This is a genomic window from Pelomonas aquatica (assembly GCF_026712205.1).
Classification (GTDB): domain Bacteria; phylum Pseudomonadota; class Gammaproteobacteria; order Burkholderiales; family Burkholderiaceae_C; genus Pelomonas; species Pelomonas aquatica.
The window spans coordinates 31,226-49,126 of the sequence record NZ_JAPPUW010000014.1; the positions used below are offsets into that span (position 1 = coordinate 31,226).

Below are 17,901 nucleotides of genomic sequence, written 5' to 3' on the forward strand. Positions count from 1 at the left end.
GGGCGCGCTCAGCCGGCCCTGGCGGGCCGCCGCAGCGTCAGGCTGGCCAGCGCGGCGGCGCACAGCGCCAGCGGCACGAGGCTGGCCCAGTTCATCCACTGCCAGCCGCCGGTCGTGACCAGCGCGCCGGAGGAAAAGGCCGTCAGCGTCATCGTCGCGTAGACGCCGGTGTCCAGCAGGCCCTGGGCTCGCGTCTTCTCCTCGGGCCGGTAGGCCTGGGTGAACAGCGTCGTGCCGCCGATGTAGAGGAAGTTCCAGCCGATGCCGAGCAGCAGCAGCGCGCCGAGGAAATGCGCAAAGTCCTGGCCCGACAGCGCGAACGCGACGCAGCCGAGGTTGAGCAGCACGCCGGCCGCCATGACCGGCAGCACGCCGAAACGCCGGATCAGCGCGCCGGTGAAGAAGCTCGGCACGAACATGCCCAGCACATGCCACTGCAGCACCATGCTGGTGTCGGCAAACGGCAGGCCGCACTGGCCCATCGCGATGGGCGTGGCGGCCATCAGCAGGTTCATGACGCCGTAACCGAGCGCACTCGCGGCCAGCGCGACGAGGAAGACGGGCTGGCGCGCCAGCTCCGCGCTGGAGCGCCCGCCGGCGCCGGGCGCGGGCCGGGCCAGCGGCGGGAAGTCGATCATCGAGATCAGCGCCAGGCCGGCCACGGCCACGCCCATCAGCAGCAGATAGGCGCCCGCGAACGGCGCGACGAGCAGGTTGCGGCTCGCGCGCGCCAGCAGCGGGCCGAGGATGGCACCCAGGCAGCCGCCGGCCAGCACCCAGGAGATCGCGGCCTCGCGCTTCGCGGGCGCGACGAGCTCGGCCGCCGCGAAGCGGTAGAGGGCCGCGTTGGCGTTGTAGTAGCCGGCCACCAGCGTCGCCGCGACGACGCCCCAGAACTGCCCGTTCAGCACGCTCCACAGCGCGATGGCGCAGCTCAGCAGCGCCACGCCCAGGCCGATCTGGAAGGCGCGCCGGCGGCCGAAGCGCAGCTGGTGGCGGCCCACCAGCCGGGCCATAAGCGCGCCGCCGGCCACATAGGCGCAGATCGGCAGCGTCGCCATCCACGGCAGCGGCGCCAGCGCCAGGCCCACCAGGCCATTGATGGCCATGAAGCAGATGTTGTTCGTCAGGAAGAGGCCCTGGACCAGGACCAGCAGTGCGAGCTTGCGGTTCATGCCAGAGCCAGCCAGGACAGCACGGCCAGCGGCGCGGTGTCGGCGCGCAGGATGCGCGGGCCGAGCGTGACCGGCGCGAAGCCGCGGGTGCGGGCAGCGTCTTCCTCGGTATCGCTCAGGCCGCCTTCGGGGCCGCTGAGGAAGATGGCCTGCGGCTGCGCAAAGGGCGCGATCGGCGCGGCCGCGCGCGGGCTCAGCAGGCCGCGCCATTCATCGCCCGAAGGCTCGGGCAACGCGGCCAGCCAGGCGCCCAGGGCCATGACGGGCTCGACGCGCATCGGCACCGTGCGCCCGCTCTGCTCGGCCGCGGCGACGGCCACGCCCTGCCAGTGGGCGCGCTTCTTGTCGGCCCGCTCGCCGGCCAGGCGCAGCACCGAGCGCTCCGCAACCAGCGGCTGCAGCGCCGCGGCGCCGAGCTCGGAGGCCTTCTCGACGAGGAAGTCCATGCGGTCGTTGGCCGGCATGACGACGGCCAGCGTCACGGCACGGGCCAGTTCGCGCTGCGGCTGCGCGGCGGCCAGCAGGCGCACCCTGACCTCGCTGCGCCCCATGGCCGTGACCTCGGCCTGCCACTCGGGGCCGCTGCCGTCGAACAGGGTCAGCGCGTCGCCGGGCTGCAGGCGCAGCACCTGCACATGGCGGGCGGCGCCAGAGGGCAGGGCGATTTCTCCGGATGCGAGGAGTGGGGTGTCGACAAAAAAGCGGGGCAAGGCGGGCACGGTCAGCGGACAAGCCGCAAGTGTCCCTCAGCGCAGGCCCAGGGCCTCGCGCACGGCCGCGGCAGCGTCCTCGCCCTTGGCCTTCTGCACGCGCTCCACCAGTTGCAGGGCCAGGGCCTGCAGCGCCGCCAGACTGTCGGCACGCTCGACCTCCAGCGCGAAGGCATAGCCCTTGAAGGGCCCGAGCAGCTTGGTCGCCTCGCCGCTCAGATAGGCGTAGAGGGCCGCGCGGTCCAGCAGCGGCGCGCCGCCGGCCGGTGGCGCGGCAATGGCTGCCGGCGCCGCGGGCGCCGTGGTGGCGACGGGTGGCGGGCCGCCGGCACCCTGCGGCGCGATCAGGCCGTGCTGGCGCAGCGTCGTGAGGTCGGCCTCGGTGGCGCCGGCCACCAGGCGCAGCCAGTCGCCGGCAGTCTTGCTGGCGTCCAGCACGAGCAGCAGGTTGCGCGCCGCGCGCGACAAGGGCAGCGCCCGCGCGCGGATCTCGGCGCGGCCGGCCTCGGTTTTGGAATGCAACTGGTCGAGCACGTTGTGTCGGGCCATGCCCGCGTGCGGGCCGGGTCAGGGGTGACGTCAGCGCTTGTCCCGCAGTTCCCTGCGCAGGATCTTGCCCACGGGCGTCTTGGGCAGTTCGGTGCGGAACTCAACGATCTTGGGCCGTTTGTAGCCGGTCAGGTTGGCTTCGCAATAGGCCCGCACGTCGGCCTCGGTGATATTCGGGTCTTTCTTCACGATGACGACCTTCACCGCCTCGCCGGCCTTGGCGTCGGGCACGCCGACGGCCGCGCATTCCAGCACGCCGGGCATCTGCGTCAGCACGTCCTCGACCTCGTTCGGATAGACGTTGAAGCCGCTGACGAGGATCATGTCCTTCTTGCGGTCGACGATCTTGAAATAACCGCGTTCGTCGACGGTGCCGATGTCGCCGGTGCGGAAATAACCGTCGGCCGTCATGACCTTGGCGGTTTCGTCCGGGCGCTGCCAGTAGCCGGCCATCACCTGCGGGCCGCGGATGGCGATCTCGCCCGGCTGGCCCATCGGCACCTCGTTGCCGTCGTCGTCCAGCAGCTTGAGCTCGGTCAACGGCACGGGCAGGCCGATGGTGCCGCTGTAGGCGGCGCTGTCCGTCGGGTTGCAGGTGGCGGTCGGCGAGGTCTCGGACAGGCCATAGCCCTCGACGATGGGGCAGCCCGTCTTCTCCAGCCACAGCTTGGCCGTGGCCTGCTGCACGGCCATGCCGCCGCCCACCGAGATGACGAGGCGGCTCCAGTCCACCGTGCCGAAGTCGGGGTGGTTGGCCATGGCCATGAAGAGGGTGTTGACCGCCGGGAAGCTGTGGAAGCGGTGCGCGGCCAGTTCCTTGAACACCGCGGCCAGGTCGCGCGGATTCGGGATCAGCACATTGGCGCCGCCCATGTGCAGGGACAGCATCATGTTCGTGTTGAAGCCGAAGATGTGATACAGCGGCAGCGCACAGACGGTGACGACCTGCTCGTCCCTGGCAATCTTCTTGAGCGCGGGCTGGTACCAGGCCTCGCACTGCAGGATGTTGGCGACGAGGTTGCGGTGCAGCAGCACGGCGCCCTTGGACACGCCGGTCGTGCCGCCGGTGTACTGCAGCACGGCGATGTCGTCCGGGCCCAGCCTGGGGGCCTGGTAGGTCAGGCTGCGGCCCTTGGCGAGCGCGTCGTTGAACTTGACGGCGCCCGGCAGCTCGAAGGCCGGCACCATCTTCTTCACGTTGCGCACGACGTAGTTGACGATGCTGCCCTTGATCAGGCCCAGCATGTCGCCCATGGCCGCCAGCACGACATGCTTGGTGGGCACGTGCTGGATGACCTGCTGCAGCACCGAGGCGAAGTTCTCGATGATGACGATGGCCTTGGCGCCCGAGTCCTTGAGCTGGTGCTCCAGCTCGCGCGGCGTGTACAGCGGGTTCACGTTGACGACCACATAGCCCGCCCTCAGCACGGCCGCCACGGCCACCGGGTACTGGAACAGATTGGGCATCATCAGGGCCACGCGGTCGCCCTTCTCCAGGCCCAGGCCCTGCAGATAGGCGGCGAAGGCCCGCGAGGCCTCGTCCATCTGCGCAAAGCTCAGGCTCTTGCCCATCATGTGATAGGCGGGCTTTGCGGCGTTCTTCTTGAACGAGCCATCCAGCAGGTCGACCAGGCTGGGGTAGAGCGACACGTTCACGTCGCGCGGCACGTCGGCCGGGTAATGCTTCAGCCAGATCGACTCCATGGCCTTGTCTCCTTCTTGGTTGGCAGCGATTCTGGCCGATGGCTGGCAGCGGACGGGTCAGGGGATTCGATAGCGGCCCTAGGGCCACGCGTCTAGATCACTCCACCGCCTTCAGCATGTCCTCGACGACCTTCTTCGCATCGCCGAAGACCATCATGGTCTTGTCCATGTAGAAGAGCTCGTTGTCCAGGCCGGCATAGCCCGCTGCCATGGAGCGCTTGTTGACGACCACGGTCTTGGCCTTGTGGGCCTCCAGGATGGGCATGCCGTAGATGGGGCTGCCCTTCACATGCGCGGCCGGGTTCACGACGTCGTTGGCACCGAGGATGATGGCCACGTCGGCCTGCGCGAACTCGGCGTTGATGTCCTCCATCTCGAAGACCTGGTCGTAGGGCACCTCGGCCTCGGCCAGCAGCACGTTCATGTGGCCGGGCATGCGGCCCGCCACGGGATGGATGGCGTACTTCACCGTCACGCCCTTCTCGGTCAGCTTGGCGGCCAGCTCCTTCACGGCATGCTGGGCGCGCGCCACCGCGAGGCCGTAGCCCGGCACGATGATGACGGTCTCGGCATTGCCGAGCACGAAGGCCGCGTCGTCGGCGCTGCCGCTCTTCACGTTGCGCGCTTCAGCCGCGCCCGCCGCCGGGCCGCCGGCCTCGCCGCCGAAGCCGCCCAGGATCACGTTGAAGAACGAGCGGTTCATCGCCTTGCACATGATGTAGCTCAGGATCGCGCCCGAGCTGCCCACCAGCGAGCCGGAGATGATCAGCATCGCGTTGTTCAGCGAGAAGCCGATGCCCGCCGCCGCCCAGCCGGAGTAGCTGTTCAGCATGCTCACGACGACCGGCATGTCCGCGCCACCGATCGGGATGATGAGCAGCACGCCCAGCAGGAAGCCGAGGGCGATGACGAGGCCGAAGTCGACGGCCGACTGCGAATGCCAGAAGCCGAACACGAAGAAGGCGGCGGCCAGGCCCAGCACGGCGTTCAGCGCATGCTGTCCCTTGAAGACCACCGGCGCGCCCTGGAACAGCCGGAACTTGTGGCCGCCCGACAGCTTGCCCCAGGCGATGACCGAGCCCGTGAAGGTGATCGCGCCGATGAAGGCGCCCAGCGCCAGCTCGATGCGGTTGCCGCCCGGGATGGGCGCCAGCGTGCGCGGCGCGATGCCGTCTTCCGGCGGGATGGCGGCCAGGGCCGCGTCCATCGCCGGCGTGATGCCGAAGGCCGCCGGCTCCGCGACGGCGGCCACCGCGATGGCCACGGCCGCCAGGCCGATCATGCTGTGGAAGAAGGCCACCAGCTCGGGCATCTTGGTCATCTCGACCGTCCTGGCCTTCCAGGCGCCGAAGCCGCCGCCGACGATCAGGCCCAGCAGCACCCAGCCCAGGCCCACGCCGGTGCCGGCGAGCTTGACGATGAGCGCCGCCGTCGTGAAGGCGGCGATGGCCATGCCGGTCATGCCGAAGACATTGCCGCGGATGGAGGTGGTCGGATGCGACAGGCCCTTGAGCGCCTGGATGAAGCAGACGCTGGCGATCAGGTAGAGCAGCGTGACGAGGTTGAGGCTCATTCCCGGCCTCCCAGTGCATCGCCCTTCAGGAGCTTGATGAAGCTGCTGCGCTTGATGGCAAGGCACCAGACCGCCAGCACGCCCGCCCCGGCTGCAACGCCGGCTGCGAGGCCGGCGGCAGAGCCGAACGTCGCGGCCGCCAGCGCACCAATCAACAGGGCCTCACCCACCAGCCACACCCACGCAACGGCCCTCAGGCCCGACTTCGCTGCTTGCATCATCACTTGCCCTCCTTCTTGGCCGGCTTGTCCTTCTTCTTGAACATCTCCAGCATCCGCCGCGTGACGAGGAAGCCGCCGAAGATGTTGACCGCGGCGAGTGCCACGGCCAGCACGCCCATGCCCTTGGCGAAGGGCGTCTCGGTCAGCGCGGCGGCCAGCATGGCGCCGACGATGACGATGGCCGAGATCGCGTTGGTGACGGCCATCAGCGGCGTGTGCAGGGCCGGCGTGACGGTCCAGACGACGTGGTAGCCGACGTAGATGGCCAGCACGAAGATGATGAGGTTGATGATGGTGTGGTCGACCATTTCCATGGTTCAGCTCCTCGTGACCAGGCCGTCTTGCGTGACGCGGCAGGCCGCGACGATGTCGTCATCCAGCGGCACGGCGAAGCCGCCCTCCTGGGTGATGACGAGCTTCAGGAAGTCCAGCACGTTGCGCGCGTACAGCGCCGACGCATCGGCCGCGACCAGGGCCGGCAGGTTGGTCTCGCCGACGATGACGACGCCGTGCCTGGTGACCGTCTTGCCGGCCTCGGTCAGCGGGCAGTTGCCGCCAGCCGGGGCCGCGATGTCGACGATGACGGAACCCGGCTTCATGGCCTTGACCATGTCCTCGGTGACCAGCACCGGCGCCGCGCGGCCGGGGATCAGCGCCGTCGTGATGACGACGTCGGCCTGGGCCACGCGCTTGGCGACTTCCGCCTTCTGGCGGTCCAGCCAGCTCTGCGGCATGGGGCGGGCATAGCCGCCCACGCCTTCGGCCGCTTCCTTTTCCTCGACGGTCTCGTAGGGCACGTCGATGAACTTGGCGCCGAGGGACTCGACCTGTTCCTTCACCGAGGGCCGCACGTCCGACGCCTCGATGACGGCGCCCAGGCGCTTGGCCGTCGCGATGGCCTGCAGGCCGGCGACGCCGACGCCCAGGATGACGACGCGCGCGGCCTTCACGGTGCCGGCGGCCGTCATCAGCATCGGGAAGAAGCGCTGGTAGCGGTCGGCCGCGATCATGACGGCCTTGTAGCCGGCGATATTGGCCTGGCTGCTCAGCACGTCCATGCTCTGCGCGCGGGTGGTGCGCGGCGCGGCCTCCAGCGCGAAGCTGGTCAGGCCGGCCGCGGCCAGGGCGGCCAGGCCGTCGCGGTCGAAGGGGTTGAGCATGCCGACCAGGGCCGTGCCGGGCTTCATCAGCGCCAGCTCGTCGGCGCCGGGGGCGCGTACCTTCAGCACCAGTTCGCTGCCGAGGGCGGCGGCCTGGTCGACGATCTCACAGCCCGCGGCCTCGTAGGCGGCATCGGTGACGCTGGCCGCGACGCCGGCACCGCTCTCGATGCGCAGCACGTGGCCCTGGGCCTTGAGCTTCTTGGCCGTCTCGGGCGTGACGGCCACGCGGGTCTCTCCGGCCGCGCGCTCGCGCGGGACGCCGATCTGCATGGAATTTCCTTGCGGGGCTGGGGTGCGCGGCAGCTTACACAATGCCTGCGCCATCCCGGTGCGGGAATTCGAGAGGAAGTTTCATGGCTGGTACAGAGAGGTTTCGCCCCAGCGTGACTGTCGCGGCGGTGATAGCCCGCGACGGCCGCTATCTGCTGGTCGAGGAGGAGACGCCCGAGGGCCTGCGGCTGAACAACCCGGCCGGCCATCTGGAACAGGGGGAAAGCCCCGTCGAGGCCGTCGTGCGCGAGGCACTGGAGGAGACCGCGCGGGTCTTCGTGCCCGAGGCCTTCCTGGGCGTCTACCTGGCCCGCTTCCAGCGTCCACAGCAATTAGAGGACGTCACCTACGTCCGCCTGGCCTTCGGCGGCTCGGTCGGCGAGGCGATCGCCGGCCGCGCGCTGGACGAGGGCATCCGGCGCACGCTGTGGCTGGGCCTGGACGAATTGCGCGCCTGCCGCGACCGGCATCGCAGCCCGCTGGTGCTGAGCTGCATCGCGGACCACGCCGCCGGCCGCCGGCTGCCGCTGGACAGCGTGCAGGCGCACGGCTCGCTGGCCGCGCCGCTGCAGCCGCGCTGAAAGCCCGTGCGACCCGGGCCGGGTGGGGCTTTGGGACAATCGGCCCCATGAGTTCCCACAAGAAGCACCGCGTCGTCGTCGGCCTGTCCGGCGGCGTGGACTCGGCCGTGACCGCTCATCTGCTGAAGGCCCGGGGCCACGAGGTCATCGGCATCTTCATGAAGAACTGGGAAGACGATGACGACGACGAGCACTGCTCGTCGCGCCAGGACTTCCTGGACGCCGCCTCGGTGGCCGACGTGCTCGGCATCGAGATCGAGCACGTCAACTTCGCGGCCGAGTACAAGGACCGCGTGTTCGAGAGCTTTCTGCGCGAATACCAGGCCGGCCGCACGCCCAACCCGGACGTGCTGTGCAATGCCGAGATCAAGTTCAAGGCCTTCCTCGACCACGCGATGCGCCTCGGCGCCGAGAAGATCGCCACGGGGCACTACGCCCGCGTCCGTGAGGTCGGCGGCGCATTCCAGTTGCTGAAAGGCCTGGACCCGCTGAAGGACCAGAGCTATTTCCTGCACCGCCTGACGCAGGCGCAGTTGGCCAAGGCCATGTTCCCGGTCGGCCACCTGCCCAAGACCGAGGTGCGCCGCATCGCGGCCGAGATCGGCCTGCCGAACGCGAAGAAGAAGGACTCGACCGGCATCTGCTTCATCGGCGAGCGGCCCTTCCGCGAGTTCCTGAACCGCTACCTGTCGCACCAGCCGGGGCCGATCAGGGACGAGCGCGGCCGCAAGCTCGGCGAGCACGTCGGTCTGAGCTTCTACACGCTGGGCCAGCGCCAGGGCCTGGGCATAGGCGGCGTGAAGGAGAAAGGGGCGCCGCGCGGCAGCGGCGAGCACGAGCCCTGGTTCGTCGCGGCCAAGGACATCGCGAGCAACACGCTGATCGCCGTGCAGGGCCACGACCATCCGCTGCTGCTCAGCCCCGCGCTGGCGGCCGACGACCTGAGCTGGATCGCCGGCCGCGCGCCCGCCGCCGGCCACGCCGCGGCCAAGACGCGCTACCGCCAGGCCGACGCGCCCTGCAGCGTCGGCTTCGACGCGGCCGGCCGGCTGGCGCTGCGCTTTGCCGACCCGCAATGGGCCGTCACGCCGGGCCAGAGCGCCGTGGTCTACGACGGCGAGGTCTGCCTGGGCGGCGGCGTCATCGCCGCAGCGCTAACCGAATGACGAAACTCGATCGGCTGCTCGCGCGGCTGGCCGAGCCCGGCGTCGTGCTGCGCCTGGCGGCGCTGGTGGTCTGCGCGATGGAGCTGGTCAGCGCCGGCGCGGCGCTGCTGGGCGCGCGCACCGAGCCCTACGACGGCCTCGTCGCCAAGCTCTGGCGCCAGCTCGGCGGCCAGGCCGACGACCGCACGCTGCTGCTGATCTGCGTGGCGCTGCTGCTGGTCTTCGTCGCGCTGATGTGGCGGCTGGCCAGCCAGGGCACGCGCGTCGTCGCCGTGGACCGGCGCCTGGCCTGGCTGCTGCTCGTCGACCTGCTGGCCTTCGGCGTGACGCCCGGCCTGCCCTTCCTCGTCACGGCCCTGGCCGCCGTGTTGCTGCCGGCGCGCCTGGCGCTGGGCTTCGGCTTCGCCCAGGTGCTGCTGAACACCGGCATCTATGCCGCGCCGTCGGACACGGCCTGGCTGGACCAGTTCGGCCTGCTGTCGTCCATGCTGGCCCTGCACGGCCTGGCCTTCGGCCTCGGGCGCATGGCCGCCGCCGAGGCCGAGAAGCGCCGCTGGCTGCAGGCCGTGCTGGCCGAGCGCCTGTCGGGCGAGCAACTGCTGGCCGAGCAGATGCGCTACAGCGAGCGCATGCAGATCGCCCGCGAGCTGCACGACCTGATGGGCCACCACCTGACCGCGCTGAACCTGCAGCTGCAGCTCGGCGGCGCGCTGCTGGCGCGCCAGGACCAGCCCGGCGCCGGCCAGGCGCTCGCCCGCGCCCAGGGCGTGGCGGCCCAGCTGCTGGCCGATGTGCGCGAGGCCGTGTCGCAGCAGCGCAGCTCGCAGCGCATCGACCTGTCCGCCGCGCTGCAGGCCCTGGCCGACAGCATCGAGAAGGGCATCGCCAGCACGCGCATCGAGCTGGCCCTGGACGACGCCGCCCGCGACCTCGGCCCGCGCGCCGCGCATGCGCTGCTGCGCAGCGTGCAGGAGGGCGTGACCAACAGCGTGCGCCACGCCGGCGCGCGCCGCGTTCAGGTCCAACTGCGGGGAGATGGGGATGAGGTCGCCGTCAGCATCGACGATGATGGGCGGGGCGCGCCGGGCTGGCACGAGGGCCGGGCCGGCAATGGCCTCTCCGGCATGGCCGAGCGCATGACCGAGCTGGGCGGGCAGATGCGCGTGACGCGCACGAGCCCGGGGTTCCGAATCGAATTGAGATGTCCGAGATGGCTGTGATCAAGATCCTGCTGGTGGAGGACCAGCAACTGGTGCGCGAGGGCCTGAAGGGGCTGCTGGCGCTGCACGACGAGCTCAAGGTCGTCGGCGAGGCCAGCGATGGCGCCGAGGCGCTGGAATGGCTGTCGGCCATCCCGGCCGACGACGTCGCGGCGTCCATGCCCGACGTCATCCTGTCCGACATGCGCATGCCGCGGCTGGACGGCGTCGGCCTGATCCGCGCGCTGGCCGCGCGGGCGCTGCGCCTGCCGGTCATCCTGCTGACCACCTTCGACGACACGGCCGCCTTCGACGAGGCCGTGCGCGCCGGCGCCAAGGGCTTTCTGCTGAAGGCCATCAGCCCCGAGACGCTGGCCCAGGCGCTGCGCGACGTGCACGGCGGCGGCACCGCGCTGCGCCCGTCCCTGACCACCCGCATGGAAGCCCGCGGCGGCGAACGCGCCTTCACGGCGGCCGACCATCCCGACCCGCTGTCGCCCAAGGAGCTGCAGGTGCTGCGCCTGGTGGCCAGCGGCCGCAGCAACACCGAGATCGCCAGCCTGCTGGGCAACAGCGAGGGCGTCATCAAGAACCACTGCTCGGCCATCTTCTCCAAGATGGGCGTGCGCGACCGCACGCAGGCGGTGCTGCGGGCTATCGATCTGGGTTGGATCTGAACTCAGGCCGGCCCGCCGGGGCTGCGAGCTGCAGCACCCAGTAGCGCTGCCAGTGGCCGGGGCCGGTCACGCAGGCCAGGCCGAAGTCCTGGAACTCGGCCGCCATCAGGTTCTCGCAGTGCGTGGCGCTGGCCAGCCATTGCGCCAGCGCCTCGTCCAGCGTCTCCGGGCCGCCGGCCAGGTTCTCGCCAGCCAGGCGCTGCAGATAGCCGGCCTCGTGCAGCCGCGCGCGCAGCGACTGGCCGGCCTCGCCGACATGCTCGATGCGGTCGCGCCGCGCCAGCTCCAGCGCATGGCGCCGCGCCGACTCGCCCAGCACGGCCTGCCAGCGCAGCGCCGGCGCGGCGGGCCAGACGTGGCCGCCGCACTGGCGGGCCTGGGCGCGCAGCGCATTCAGCACGGCGGCGGCAGCCTGCAGCTCGGGCTGGCAGCCGCCGTCCGGCGCGGCGGGCGCCGGACCGGACAGGACGAGCAGCAGAGGCAACAGGGGCAGCAGCAATCGCATGCCGGCATCCTAGTTGCCAAGGCCTACGTCAGAGGCGACCATGCCCGCATGAAACCGCAACCTCTGTTTGCCGCCCTGCTCGTCTCGGCCACGCTGGCCGGCTGTGCCCAGACGCCGCCCGGCGCCCCGGAAGCCGAATCGCAACGCCTGTCGCGCGAACTGCGGGCGCTGGTCGGCACGGCCGCCTGCACGGCCGACAGCCAGTGCAGCTCGCTGGCCGTGGGCGCCAAGGCCTGCGGCGGGCCGGCCGGCTATCTGGCCTGGTCGTCCGTGGGCACGGATGCGGCGCGCGTGAAGGATCTAGCCGCACGGCTGACGGCAGCGCAGCAGCGCGAGATCGTGGCCGGCGGGCTGCGCTCCAACTGCGCCTTCGTCGCCGACCCGGGCGCGGTCTGCCAGGCCGGCCGCTGCCAGCCGGCGGCGCCGGCCCCCGTCACCAGGAGGTGAGGTCGTCGTCATCGCCCTCGCCGCCGGGGCGGCCGTCGCGCCCATAGCTGAGCAGGTCGTATTCGCCATGCCGGCCGGGGTTGCGGTACTGGTAGTCGCGGCCCCAGGGGTCCTTGGGCACGGCCTGGGCGAGATAGGGCCCGGCCCATCCGGGCTCGCCGCGGGGCCGGGTGAAGAGCGCGGCCAGGCCTTGCTCGGTGCTGGGGTAGTGGCCGACGTCGAGCCGGTACCGGTCGAGCGACTTCTGCAGCGCGTCGATCTGGGCCCGCGCCGCCTTGACCTCGCTGCCGTCGGCCTGGCCGAAGAACCTGGGGCCGACGTAGGCGACCAGCAGGCCGATGAGGGCCACGGCGACGAGCAGTTCGCGCAGCGTGAAGCCGCGGGAGCGGACGGGGAGAGGACGGGGCATGGCAGGACAGGCGACGGGAGGGCGACTGTTCATCAGCAGGCCGGCCGCGGCAATCAGGATTTGACCGAGCCACAGGCCCGGGATCCGGCGCTCAGCCCGACTGCGCCAGCGTGCAGCGGTTGGCCGCGTTGTCCGGGCATGGGCCCTGCCAGCGGATCTGCACGGCCGCGGCCGGCGGCAGCGGCGCACGGCCGTCCAGCGCCTGGCCGCGCACGCCGGTGAAGCTGGCCAGCGTCGTCCAGTCGGTGGCGCCGGACAGGCGGTACTGCAGCAGGTACTGGCCGCCGGGGCGCAGGGCCCGCGTCCTGATCCGGTATTCGCCGCCGACGATGGCGAAGCTCGGGCCGTCGCGGAAGGGTTGGGCCAGCGGCTCGCCGACGAACAGGCCCTGGCCCGGCCACTGCACCGCCTTCCAGTAGGCCTCGATGGCCGTCGCGCCGCGCCAATACTGGTCGACGAGGACCGAGGCGCGCGCGAACTTCTGCTGGAAGTTGCAGGGCTCCTCCACCGTGCCGTAGCTGGCGGTCGCGCCGGCGTCCAGCCAGGCGGTGACCGGCATCTGGCCGTTGGCGCCGGGCAGCAGGCCGCCGGTGGAGGTCAGCGTGTCGGCCAGCGCGCCGGGGCGGAACTGCAGCGTCGGCAGGTTGGCGACGTTGGCCAGGCCGGTCAGGTAGAAGAGCACGCCGGACTTGCCCGACAGCGCATCGGCGCTGGCCGGGCCGGCGCCGTTGTCGACGTAGTTCAGCGCCAGCGCATCGCCCCAGGCGGCGGGCAGCGCGGCGAAGTCCGTCCAGCGCACATTGCGATTGGCGTCGCTCGTGCGCACCAGCCAGCCGTCGCCCGCGGGCAGCGTCGCGTCGGCCGCCACGCCGCGGCCGATGAGGGCCTGGGCGGCGTCCAGCGTGCGTGCGCCCAGCAGCATCGACGGGCGCAACTGCAGCTCGGCCTGGGGCCGGTGCGACTCGCTGTCGTACAGCGGCGAGGCGGCCGTCGCCGCGCAGGCCACCGCCGTCGCATTGCAATACCTGGTGTCGTAACCCAGCGTCATCGCGCTCGTGATGCCCATGCTGCAGGCTCCCGCGACGCGGCTGGGCGCCGCCCAGGCCAGCAGCGTGGCCTGGACGCCTGGAGCCGAGGCCTGCAGCTTGGCCTCGATGTCGGCCTTCAGCGTCGCAAAATCGGCCGCGCTGATGACGTCGCTGGCCGTGCCGAGCTTGACCTTGACGAGGTTGGCCGCCGGCACGCCGCGCGCCGCGACATAGGCCGCGCCCACCGCCTCGCTGAGCGCATCGCCCTCGGCGACGATGACGGCCAGGTCGGCCGGCGCGAGGCCGTTGGCCGGAAGCGACAGTGTCAGCGTCTGCCCGATGCCGCCGGCGGCGCCTGAAGTCCCCGTCGTTGCGCTGCCGCCGGCCCCGCCCCCACCGCCGCCGCAGGCGTCCAGCAACAGCGGCAGACAAAGGGACAAGAGGCGGAAGGCGCGGCGCATGGGGCCATTCTGACCCGGGCCGGCAGGCCCTCAAGCGGCACCCGTCTGGTGCGAAACGCACCTTTCGCACCCAGCGAACCCGGGCTTACCCCAGTGCCGTGCACCGGGGCAGGGCAATACATTCTCGCCACTCGACGCGGTTCCGGGCCTCGGTTTCGGACCGCCGGGCGGGTTGTGAGGAGACAAGACAAGCGCGCAGCGCAGAAGGTTGCTTCGTAACCCCGAAGACAATCACACCGGCCACCAAGGCACCCCTTGGTGGCCGTTTTATTTTGTGCGAACAGAAGCCCCTCGTCCAAGGATTACCTTGGCCGGTCCCCCGTGGGGACGGCGATGCTTGCGGCATTGAGCCGCAAGCACATCGCCCGACGGGCCGGCTTGGGGCGGCCCGGCGCTCGGCCCGATGAAGGCACGACGGCCGCGACGCGTGCTGATGGAATCCAACATGATCGAACTCGCCACTGTCGCCCTCGCCTCCCTGCTCGCAGGCTTCATCGACGCGGTGGCGGGTGGCGGCGGGCTGGTCCTCGTGCCGGCCTTGTTCGGCACCTTCCCGAACGCCGCGCCGGCCACGCTGCTGGGCACGAACAAGGGCGCGTCCGTCTGGGGCACGGGCTGGGCCACGCTGCAGTATGCGAAGCGCGTGGACCTGCCCTGGCGCCGGCTGATGCCGGCCGCCGTGCTGGCCGGCCTGGGCAGCTTCGCCGGCGCCTGGGCTCTGACGCTGGCCAGCCCCGACGGCCTGCGCAAGGCCCTGCCGCTGGTGCTGCTGGCCGTGCTGGCCCATACGCTGGCCAGGAAGGACCTCGGCCGCGAGCACAGTCCGCGCTTCACGGGCCGCGCCGAGGCCGCGGCGGCCGCCGGCATCGCGCTGGCCGTGGGCTTCTACGACGGCTTCTTCGGGCCCGGTACGGGCAGCTTCTTCGTCTTCCTGTTCGTGCGCCTGCTGGGTTACGACTTCCTGCACGCGTCGGCCACGGCCAAGCTGATGAATCTGCTGACGAATGCCTTCGCGATCGCGCTGTTCGTCGGCAAGGGCCACATCTGGTGGCAGGTCGCCGCGGTGATGGCCGTGACCAACGTCGCCGGCAGCCTGCTCGGCACGCGGCTGGCCCTCAAGCACGGCGCCGGCTTCGTGCGCGGCGTCTTCGTCGCCGTCGTCGGGGGCCTGATCCTCAAGACGGCCTGGGACGCCTTCCTGCGCTGAACTACCATCGGGCATCCCCCAGCGCCCCCACCCACCATGCCCGTCGATCCTCAACTGCGCAATCTGGACATCGAGATCCCGACCCAGCCCGAGGTCCTGGTCAAGCTCTCGCTGCTGATGGCGGCCGAGGACATCGACCTGCAGGCCATGTCCTCGCTGGTCGAGACCGACATGGCGCTGGCCGCCGCCGTCATGAAGGCGGTGAACTCGTCGCTGTACGGCCTGCGCGGCCGCGTGCAGACGGTGCACCAGGCCCTGACCTACCTCGGCATGCGCGAGGTCGCGGCCATCACCTTCGAGATGGGCCTGCGCGCCGCCTTCCCCGCCGCGGTCGAGCTGGAAGCGGTGTGGACGCGCGCGTCCCAGCGCGGCCTGCTGATGGGCCGCATGGGCCAGATGCTGGGCGTGGACCCCTGGGCCGCGCACTCGGCCGGCCTGTTCGAGGAATGCGGCAAGGCGGTGCTCTACCGCCATGCGCCGGCCCACTACCCGGCCATGCTGCGCGCGGCCACGCGCGACGCCGAGCTCATCGAGCTCGAGAGGACGGCCTTCGGCGTCAGCCACGACGCGCTGGGCGCGGCCCTGTGCGAGAGCTGGGGCCTGGCGCCGGCGGCCGTGGCCAGCGTGCGCCATCACGTCGAGGTGCAGACGACGCTGACCATGCCCGAGAGCCTGGCGCGGCGCAGCGTCTGCGCGATCTCGACGGTGGCCTGGGCGCTGCTGAACCACCCCGACCAGCTCGACGACATCGCCAGCCAGATCGCGCCCCAGGCCCAGCTCGACGAGACCCTGGTGCTGCGCGCCGCGCGGCGCGTCAACGAGCAGCTGCTCGCCGCGCAAGAGCACGGGCGCTGACCTTCAGGCCGCCAGGCTGAGCCGGTCCCTGCCGGCGTGCTTGGCGATGTAGAGGGCTTCGTCGGCCGCCTGCATCAGCGCCTGGGCGCTCAGATAGGGATGGGCCGGGCTGGCCGCGGCGAGGCCGACGCTCAGCGTCAGGCTGCCCTGGCCGTCGGGCAGGCGCAGCGCGCGCAGCTCGTCGCGCAGCAGCTCCAGCACGCCCTGGGCCTCGGCCATGCCGAAGCCGGGCAGCAGCACGACGAACTCCTCGCCGCCCAGGCGGGCAACGACGTCGGTGTCGCGCTTGAAGCGCTCGTTGAGCAGCGCCGCCACGCGCTGCAGCGCCCGGTCGCCCACCACGCTGCCGTGAGCGAGGTTGAACTGCTTGAACTGGTCCAGGTCCAGCACGGCCAGCGCCAGCAGGCCGCGCTGGCGCTGGGCGCGCTTGAACTCGCGGCGCAGGGCCTCGTCGAAGACGCGCGGGTTGGCGATGCCGGTCAGCGCGTCGGTGCGCGCGAGGCTGGCCAGCTCGCGCTGGTTGGCGTCCAGGGCCGAGCGGGCCTGCTCCAGCAGATGGCGCTGCTGGGCCAGCTCGCGGCGCAGCTCGCGGGCGTCCTGGTCCTGCTGCCACAGCGAGCCGCGTGCGCGCCGCATCGCATGGCCGATGCGGTCCAGCTCGGCCGCGAGGCCGGACGCGGGGAGGTCGGCCGCGGGAGTCAGCGGCATGGGCGCCGACTCCATCGCCTCGCAGCCGGCCGCCAGGCGGCGCAGCGGGCGCAGCAGCAGGGCTTCGACGAACAGCAGCTGCGCCGCGCTGAGCAGCAGCACGAGCAGGCCCGTGCGCGCCAGGCCTTCGCGCAGCGACTCGAAGCCGCCCAGGCTCCACTCGAAGACCGCGACGACGAGGCCGCTCAGCAGCGGCACGCCCAGCATCAGCCGCAGCCTCAGCGAACCCAGCCGGCGCGGACCGGCGCGTGAGAGGGGTTCGGCGAGGGTTTCGGTGCTCATCGGTGACGCGGGGACTGCGCCACAAATTGTCAGGGCCTTCGGTCCCAGTTCGCTCGGGGTTTGTCTGGGCGTTTGGGCGCCGCGAAGCCGGCAGGGGGTGGGTCAATACGGGACTTGGTCGGACGGGTACTTCCAGAAGTCCTTGAGCAGGTAGTTCATCGGCAGGTTCAGCGCCGTGTTCTTGGGCGGGATGGGCTTCATGAACCAGCGCTCGTAGATGGCGTTCGCCTCGTGGCTGGCGATGAGGCGCTTCATCTCGTCGTCGACGATGGCCTTGAACTCGGGGTCGTTCTTGGGCAGCACGATGGCCAGGGGCTCGATGGTCAGCAGCTTGCCGACGACGCGGAACCTGGCCGCGTCCGGCCGCGCCGCGACCATGCCGTAGAGCAGCACGTCGTCCATGACGAAGCCGTCGGCCTGGCCGGCGGCCAGCATCTCCATCGCCTTGGCGTGGTCGGGCGCCTCGACGATGTTGATGTGCAGCGCGCGCTCGCCGTTGGCCTGGGTGATGGACTTCAGCGGCGTCGTGCCCTTGGTGGACACCAGGGTCTTGCCTTCGAACTGCACGAGGTCGCCGATGCCGCTGTCGGCCCGCACGAGGTAGCGCGCGCCGGTGATGTAGTGGGGCACGGTGAAGGCGACCTGCTGGCGGCGCTCGGCGTTGTTGGTCGTCGAGCCGCATTCCAGGTCGGCCTTGCCCTCCGCCACCATCTGGAGGCGGTTGGCCGGCGTGACGAGCAGGAATTGCGGGCTCAGCGTCTTCAGCTTCAGGCGCTGGCGCACGGCCTCGGCCAGCTTCAGGCACAGGTCGACCGCATAGCCGACGGGCCGGCCGTCGGGCAGCAGATAGCTGAAGGGCACGGAGGACTCGCGGTGGGCGAGCACGATGCGGCCGCTGGACTGGATGCGGTCCAGCGCCGGGCCGGCCCCGGCGGCGCTGACGCCGAGGGCGAGGATGAGCGGCGTGAGGATTTTCATGGCCGAGGATTGTGAGCCCCAGATGCGCCCATG

20 protein-coding genes are annotated in these 17,901 nt (G+C 71.2%); 7 read left to right on the forward strand and 13 right to left on the reverse strand.

Translation table 11 applies throughout. From position 1 onward, the window contains the following. Positions 1-8: 8 nt before the first annotated feature. The 8 genes from NYP07_RS15650 to NYP07_RS15685 form a co-directional block, all read right to left on the reverse strand. Positions 9-1,175, reverse strand: a complete 1,167-nt coding sequence (locus NYP07_RS15650) for an MFS transporter (RefSeq protein WP_268152017.1) — start codon at positions 1,173-1,175, stop codon at positions 9-11. Then, positions 1,172-1,894, reverse strand: a complete 723-nt coding sequence (locus NYP07_RS15655) for a 16S rRNA (uracil(1498)-N(3))-methyltransferase (RefSeq protein WP_378989512.1) — start codon at positions 1,892-1,894, stop codon at positions 1,172-1,174. Before NYP07_RS15655 ends, NYP07_RS15650 begins: the two co-directional genes overlap by 4 nt. A 27-nt stretch (positions 1,895-1,921) precedes the next feature. Further along, complete coding sequence (locus NYP07_RS15660) at positions 1,922-2,434, reverse strand: hypothetical protein (protein ID WP_268152021.1); 513 nt, start codon at positions 2,432-2,434, stop codon at positions 1,922-1,924. Positions 2,435-2,464: 30 nt separating this feature from the next. After that, positions 2,465-4,138: a long-chain-fatty-acid--CoA ligase gene (locus NYP07_RS15665; protein ID WP_268152023.1), complete on the reverse strand. Its 1,674-nt coding sequence runs from the start codon at positions 4,136-4,138 to the stop codon at positions 2,465-2,467. Between the two features lie 97 nt (positions 4,139-4,235). Next, positions 4,236-5,711, reverse strand: a complete 1,476-nt coding sequence (locus tag NYP07_RS15670) for an NAD(P)(+) transhydrogenase (Re/Si-specific) subunit beta (RefSeq protein WP_268152025.1) — start codon at positions 5,709-5,711, stop codon at positions 4,236-4,238. Beyond that, positions 5,708-5,932: a hypothetical protein gene (locus NYP07_RS15675; RefSeq protein ID WP_268152027.1), complete on the reverse strand. Its 225-nt coding sequence runs from the start codon at positions 5,930-5,932 to the stop codon at positions 5,708-5,710. Before NYP07_RS15675 ends, NYP07_RS15670 begins: the two co-directional genes overlap by 4 nt. Then, positions 5,932-6,246 carry an NAD(P) transhydrogenase subunit alpha part 2 gene (locus NYP07_RS15680; protein WP_268152029.1) on the reverse strand — a complete coding sequence of 105 codons (315 nt, stop codon included), beginning with the start codon at positions 6,244-6,246 and terminating at the stop codon, positions 5,932-5,934. The genes NYP07_RS15675 and NYP07_RS15680 overlap by 1 nt, the downstream gene beginning before the upstream one ends. Before the next feature lie 3 nt (positions 6,247-6,249). Beyond that, positions 6,250-7,365, reverse strand: a complete 1,116-nt coding sequence (locus NYP07_RS15685) for a Re/Si-specific NAD(P)(+) transhydrogenase subunit alpha (RefSeq protein WP_268152031.1) — start codon at positions 7,363-7,365, stop codon at positions 6,250-6,252. A gap of 83 nt (positions 7,366-7,448) precedes the next feature. On the opposite strand from NYP07_RS15685, the gene NYP07_RS15690 reads away from it, so the two are divergent. Genes NYP07_RS15690 through NYP07_RS15705 form a run of 4 tightly spaced genes read left to right on the forward strand, consistent with a single transcriptional unit; the run spans position 7,449 to position 10,988 of the window. Then, positions 7,449-7,946 (forward strand): NUDIX domain-containing protein, encoded by a 498-nt coding sequence (locus NYP07_RS15690; protein WP_268152033.1) that lies wholly within the window; start codon positions 7,449-7,451, stop codon positions 7,944-7,946. A gap of 47 nt (positions 7,947-7,993) precedes the next feature. Beyond that, positions 7,994-9,112, forward strand: a complete 1,119-nt coding sequence (gene mnmA / locus NYP07_RS15695; RefSeq protein ID WP_268152035.1) for a tRNA 2-thiouridine(34) synthase MnmA — start codon at positions 7,994-7,996, stop codon at positions 9,110-9,112. Next, positions 9,109-10,332 (forward strand): sensor histidine kinase, encoded by a 1,224-nt coding sequence (locus NYP07_RS15700; protein ID WP_268152037.1) that lies wholly within the window; start codon positions 9,109-9,111, stop codon positions 10,330-10,332. The genes mnmA and NYP07_RS15700 overlap by 4 nt, the downstream gene beginning before the upstream one ends. Then, the gene (locus tag NYP07_RS15705) at positions 10,323-10,988 is read left to right on the forward strand and encodes a response regulator (protein WP_268152039.1); all 666 of its coding nucleotides are present in this window, start codon (positions 10,323-10,325) and stop codon (positions 10,986-10,988) included. The genes NYP07_RS15700 and NYP07_RS15705 overlap by 10 nt, the downstream gene beginning before the upstream one ends. Here the strand turns inward: NYP07_RS15705 and NYP07_RS15710 are convergent. After that, complete coding sequence (locus tag NYP07_RS15710) at positions 10,966-11,493, reverse strand: CAP domain-containing protein (RefSeq protein ID WP_268152041.1); 528 nt, start codon at positions 11,491-11,493, stop codon at positions 10,966-10,968. The genes NYP07_RS15705 and NYP07_RS15710 overlap by 23 nt on opposite strands. A 48-nt stretch (positions 11,494-11,541) precedes the next feature. Here NYP07_RS15710 and NYP07_RS15715 point away from each other — a divergent pair, with 48 nt between their 5' ends. Then, positions 11,542-11,940: a hypothetical protein gene (locus tag NYP07_RS15715; RefSeq protein ID WP_268152043.1), complete on the forward strand. Its 399-nt coding sequence runs from the start codon at positions 11,542-11,544 to the stop codon at positions 11,938-11,940. Here the strand turns inward: NYP07_RS15715 and gspG are convergent. Both gspG and NYP07_RS15725 read right to left on the reverse strand, forming a co-directional pair. Then, positions 11,927-12,349: a type II secretion system major pseudopilin GspG gene (gene gspG, locus NYP07_RS15720; protein ID WP_268152045.1), complete on the reverse strand. Its 423-nt coding sequence runs from the start codon at positions 12,347-12,349 to the stop codon at positions 11,927-11,929. The two genes, NYP07_RS15715 and gspG, sit on opposite strands and share 14 nt — an antisense overlap. Before the next feature lie 91 nt (positions 12,350-12,440). Then, a complete protein-coding gene (locus NYP07_RS15725; RefSeq protein WP_268152047.1) occupies positions 12,441-13,838 on the reverse strand; it encodes a TIGR03790 family protein in 1,398 nt (465 codons plus the stop codon). Between the two features lie 445 nt (positions 13,839-14,283). On the opposite strand from NYP07_RS15725, the gene NYP07_RS15730 reads away from it, so the two are divergent. Continuing rightward, entirely contained in the window at positions 14,284-15,045 is a 762-nt protein-coding gene (locus NYP07_RS15730) for a sulfite exporter TauE/SafE family protein (RefSeq protein WP_276597382.1), read from the forward strand. Positions 15,046-15,081: 36 nt separating this feature from the next. Further along, entirely contained in the window at positions 15,082-15,900 is an 819-nt protein-coding gene (locus NYP07_RS15735; RefSeq protein WP_268152049.1) for an HDOD domain-containing protein, read from the forward strand. Positions 15,901-15,903: 3 nt separating this feature from the next. On the opposite strand, the gene NYP07_RS15740 is transcribed toward NYP07_RS15735, so the two are convergent. After that, on the reverse strand, positions 15,904-16,890 hold the full coding sequence (locus NYP07_RS15740) for a GGDEF domain-containing protein (protein ID WP_268152051.1): 987 nt from the start codon (positions 16,888-16,890) through the stop codon (positions 15,904-15,906). A gap of 102 nt (positions 16,891-16,992) precedes the next feature. Next, positions 16,993-17,868 (reverse strand): amino acid ABC transporter substrate-binding protein, encoded by an 876-nt coding sequence (locus tag NYP07_RS15745; RefSeq protein ID WP_268152053.1) that lies wholly within the window; start codon positions 17,866-17,868, stop codon positions 16,993-16,995. Between the last annotated feature and the right edge of the window lie 33 nt (positions 17,869-17,901).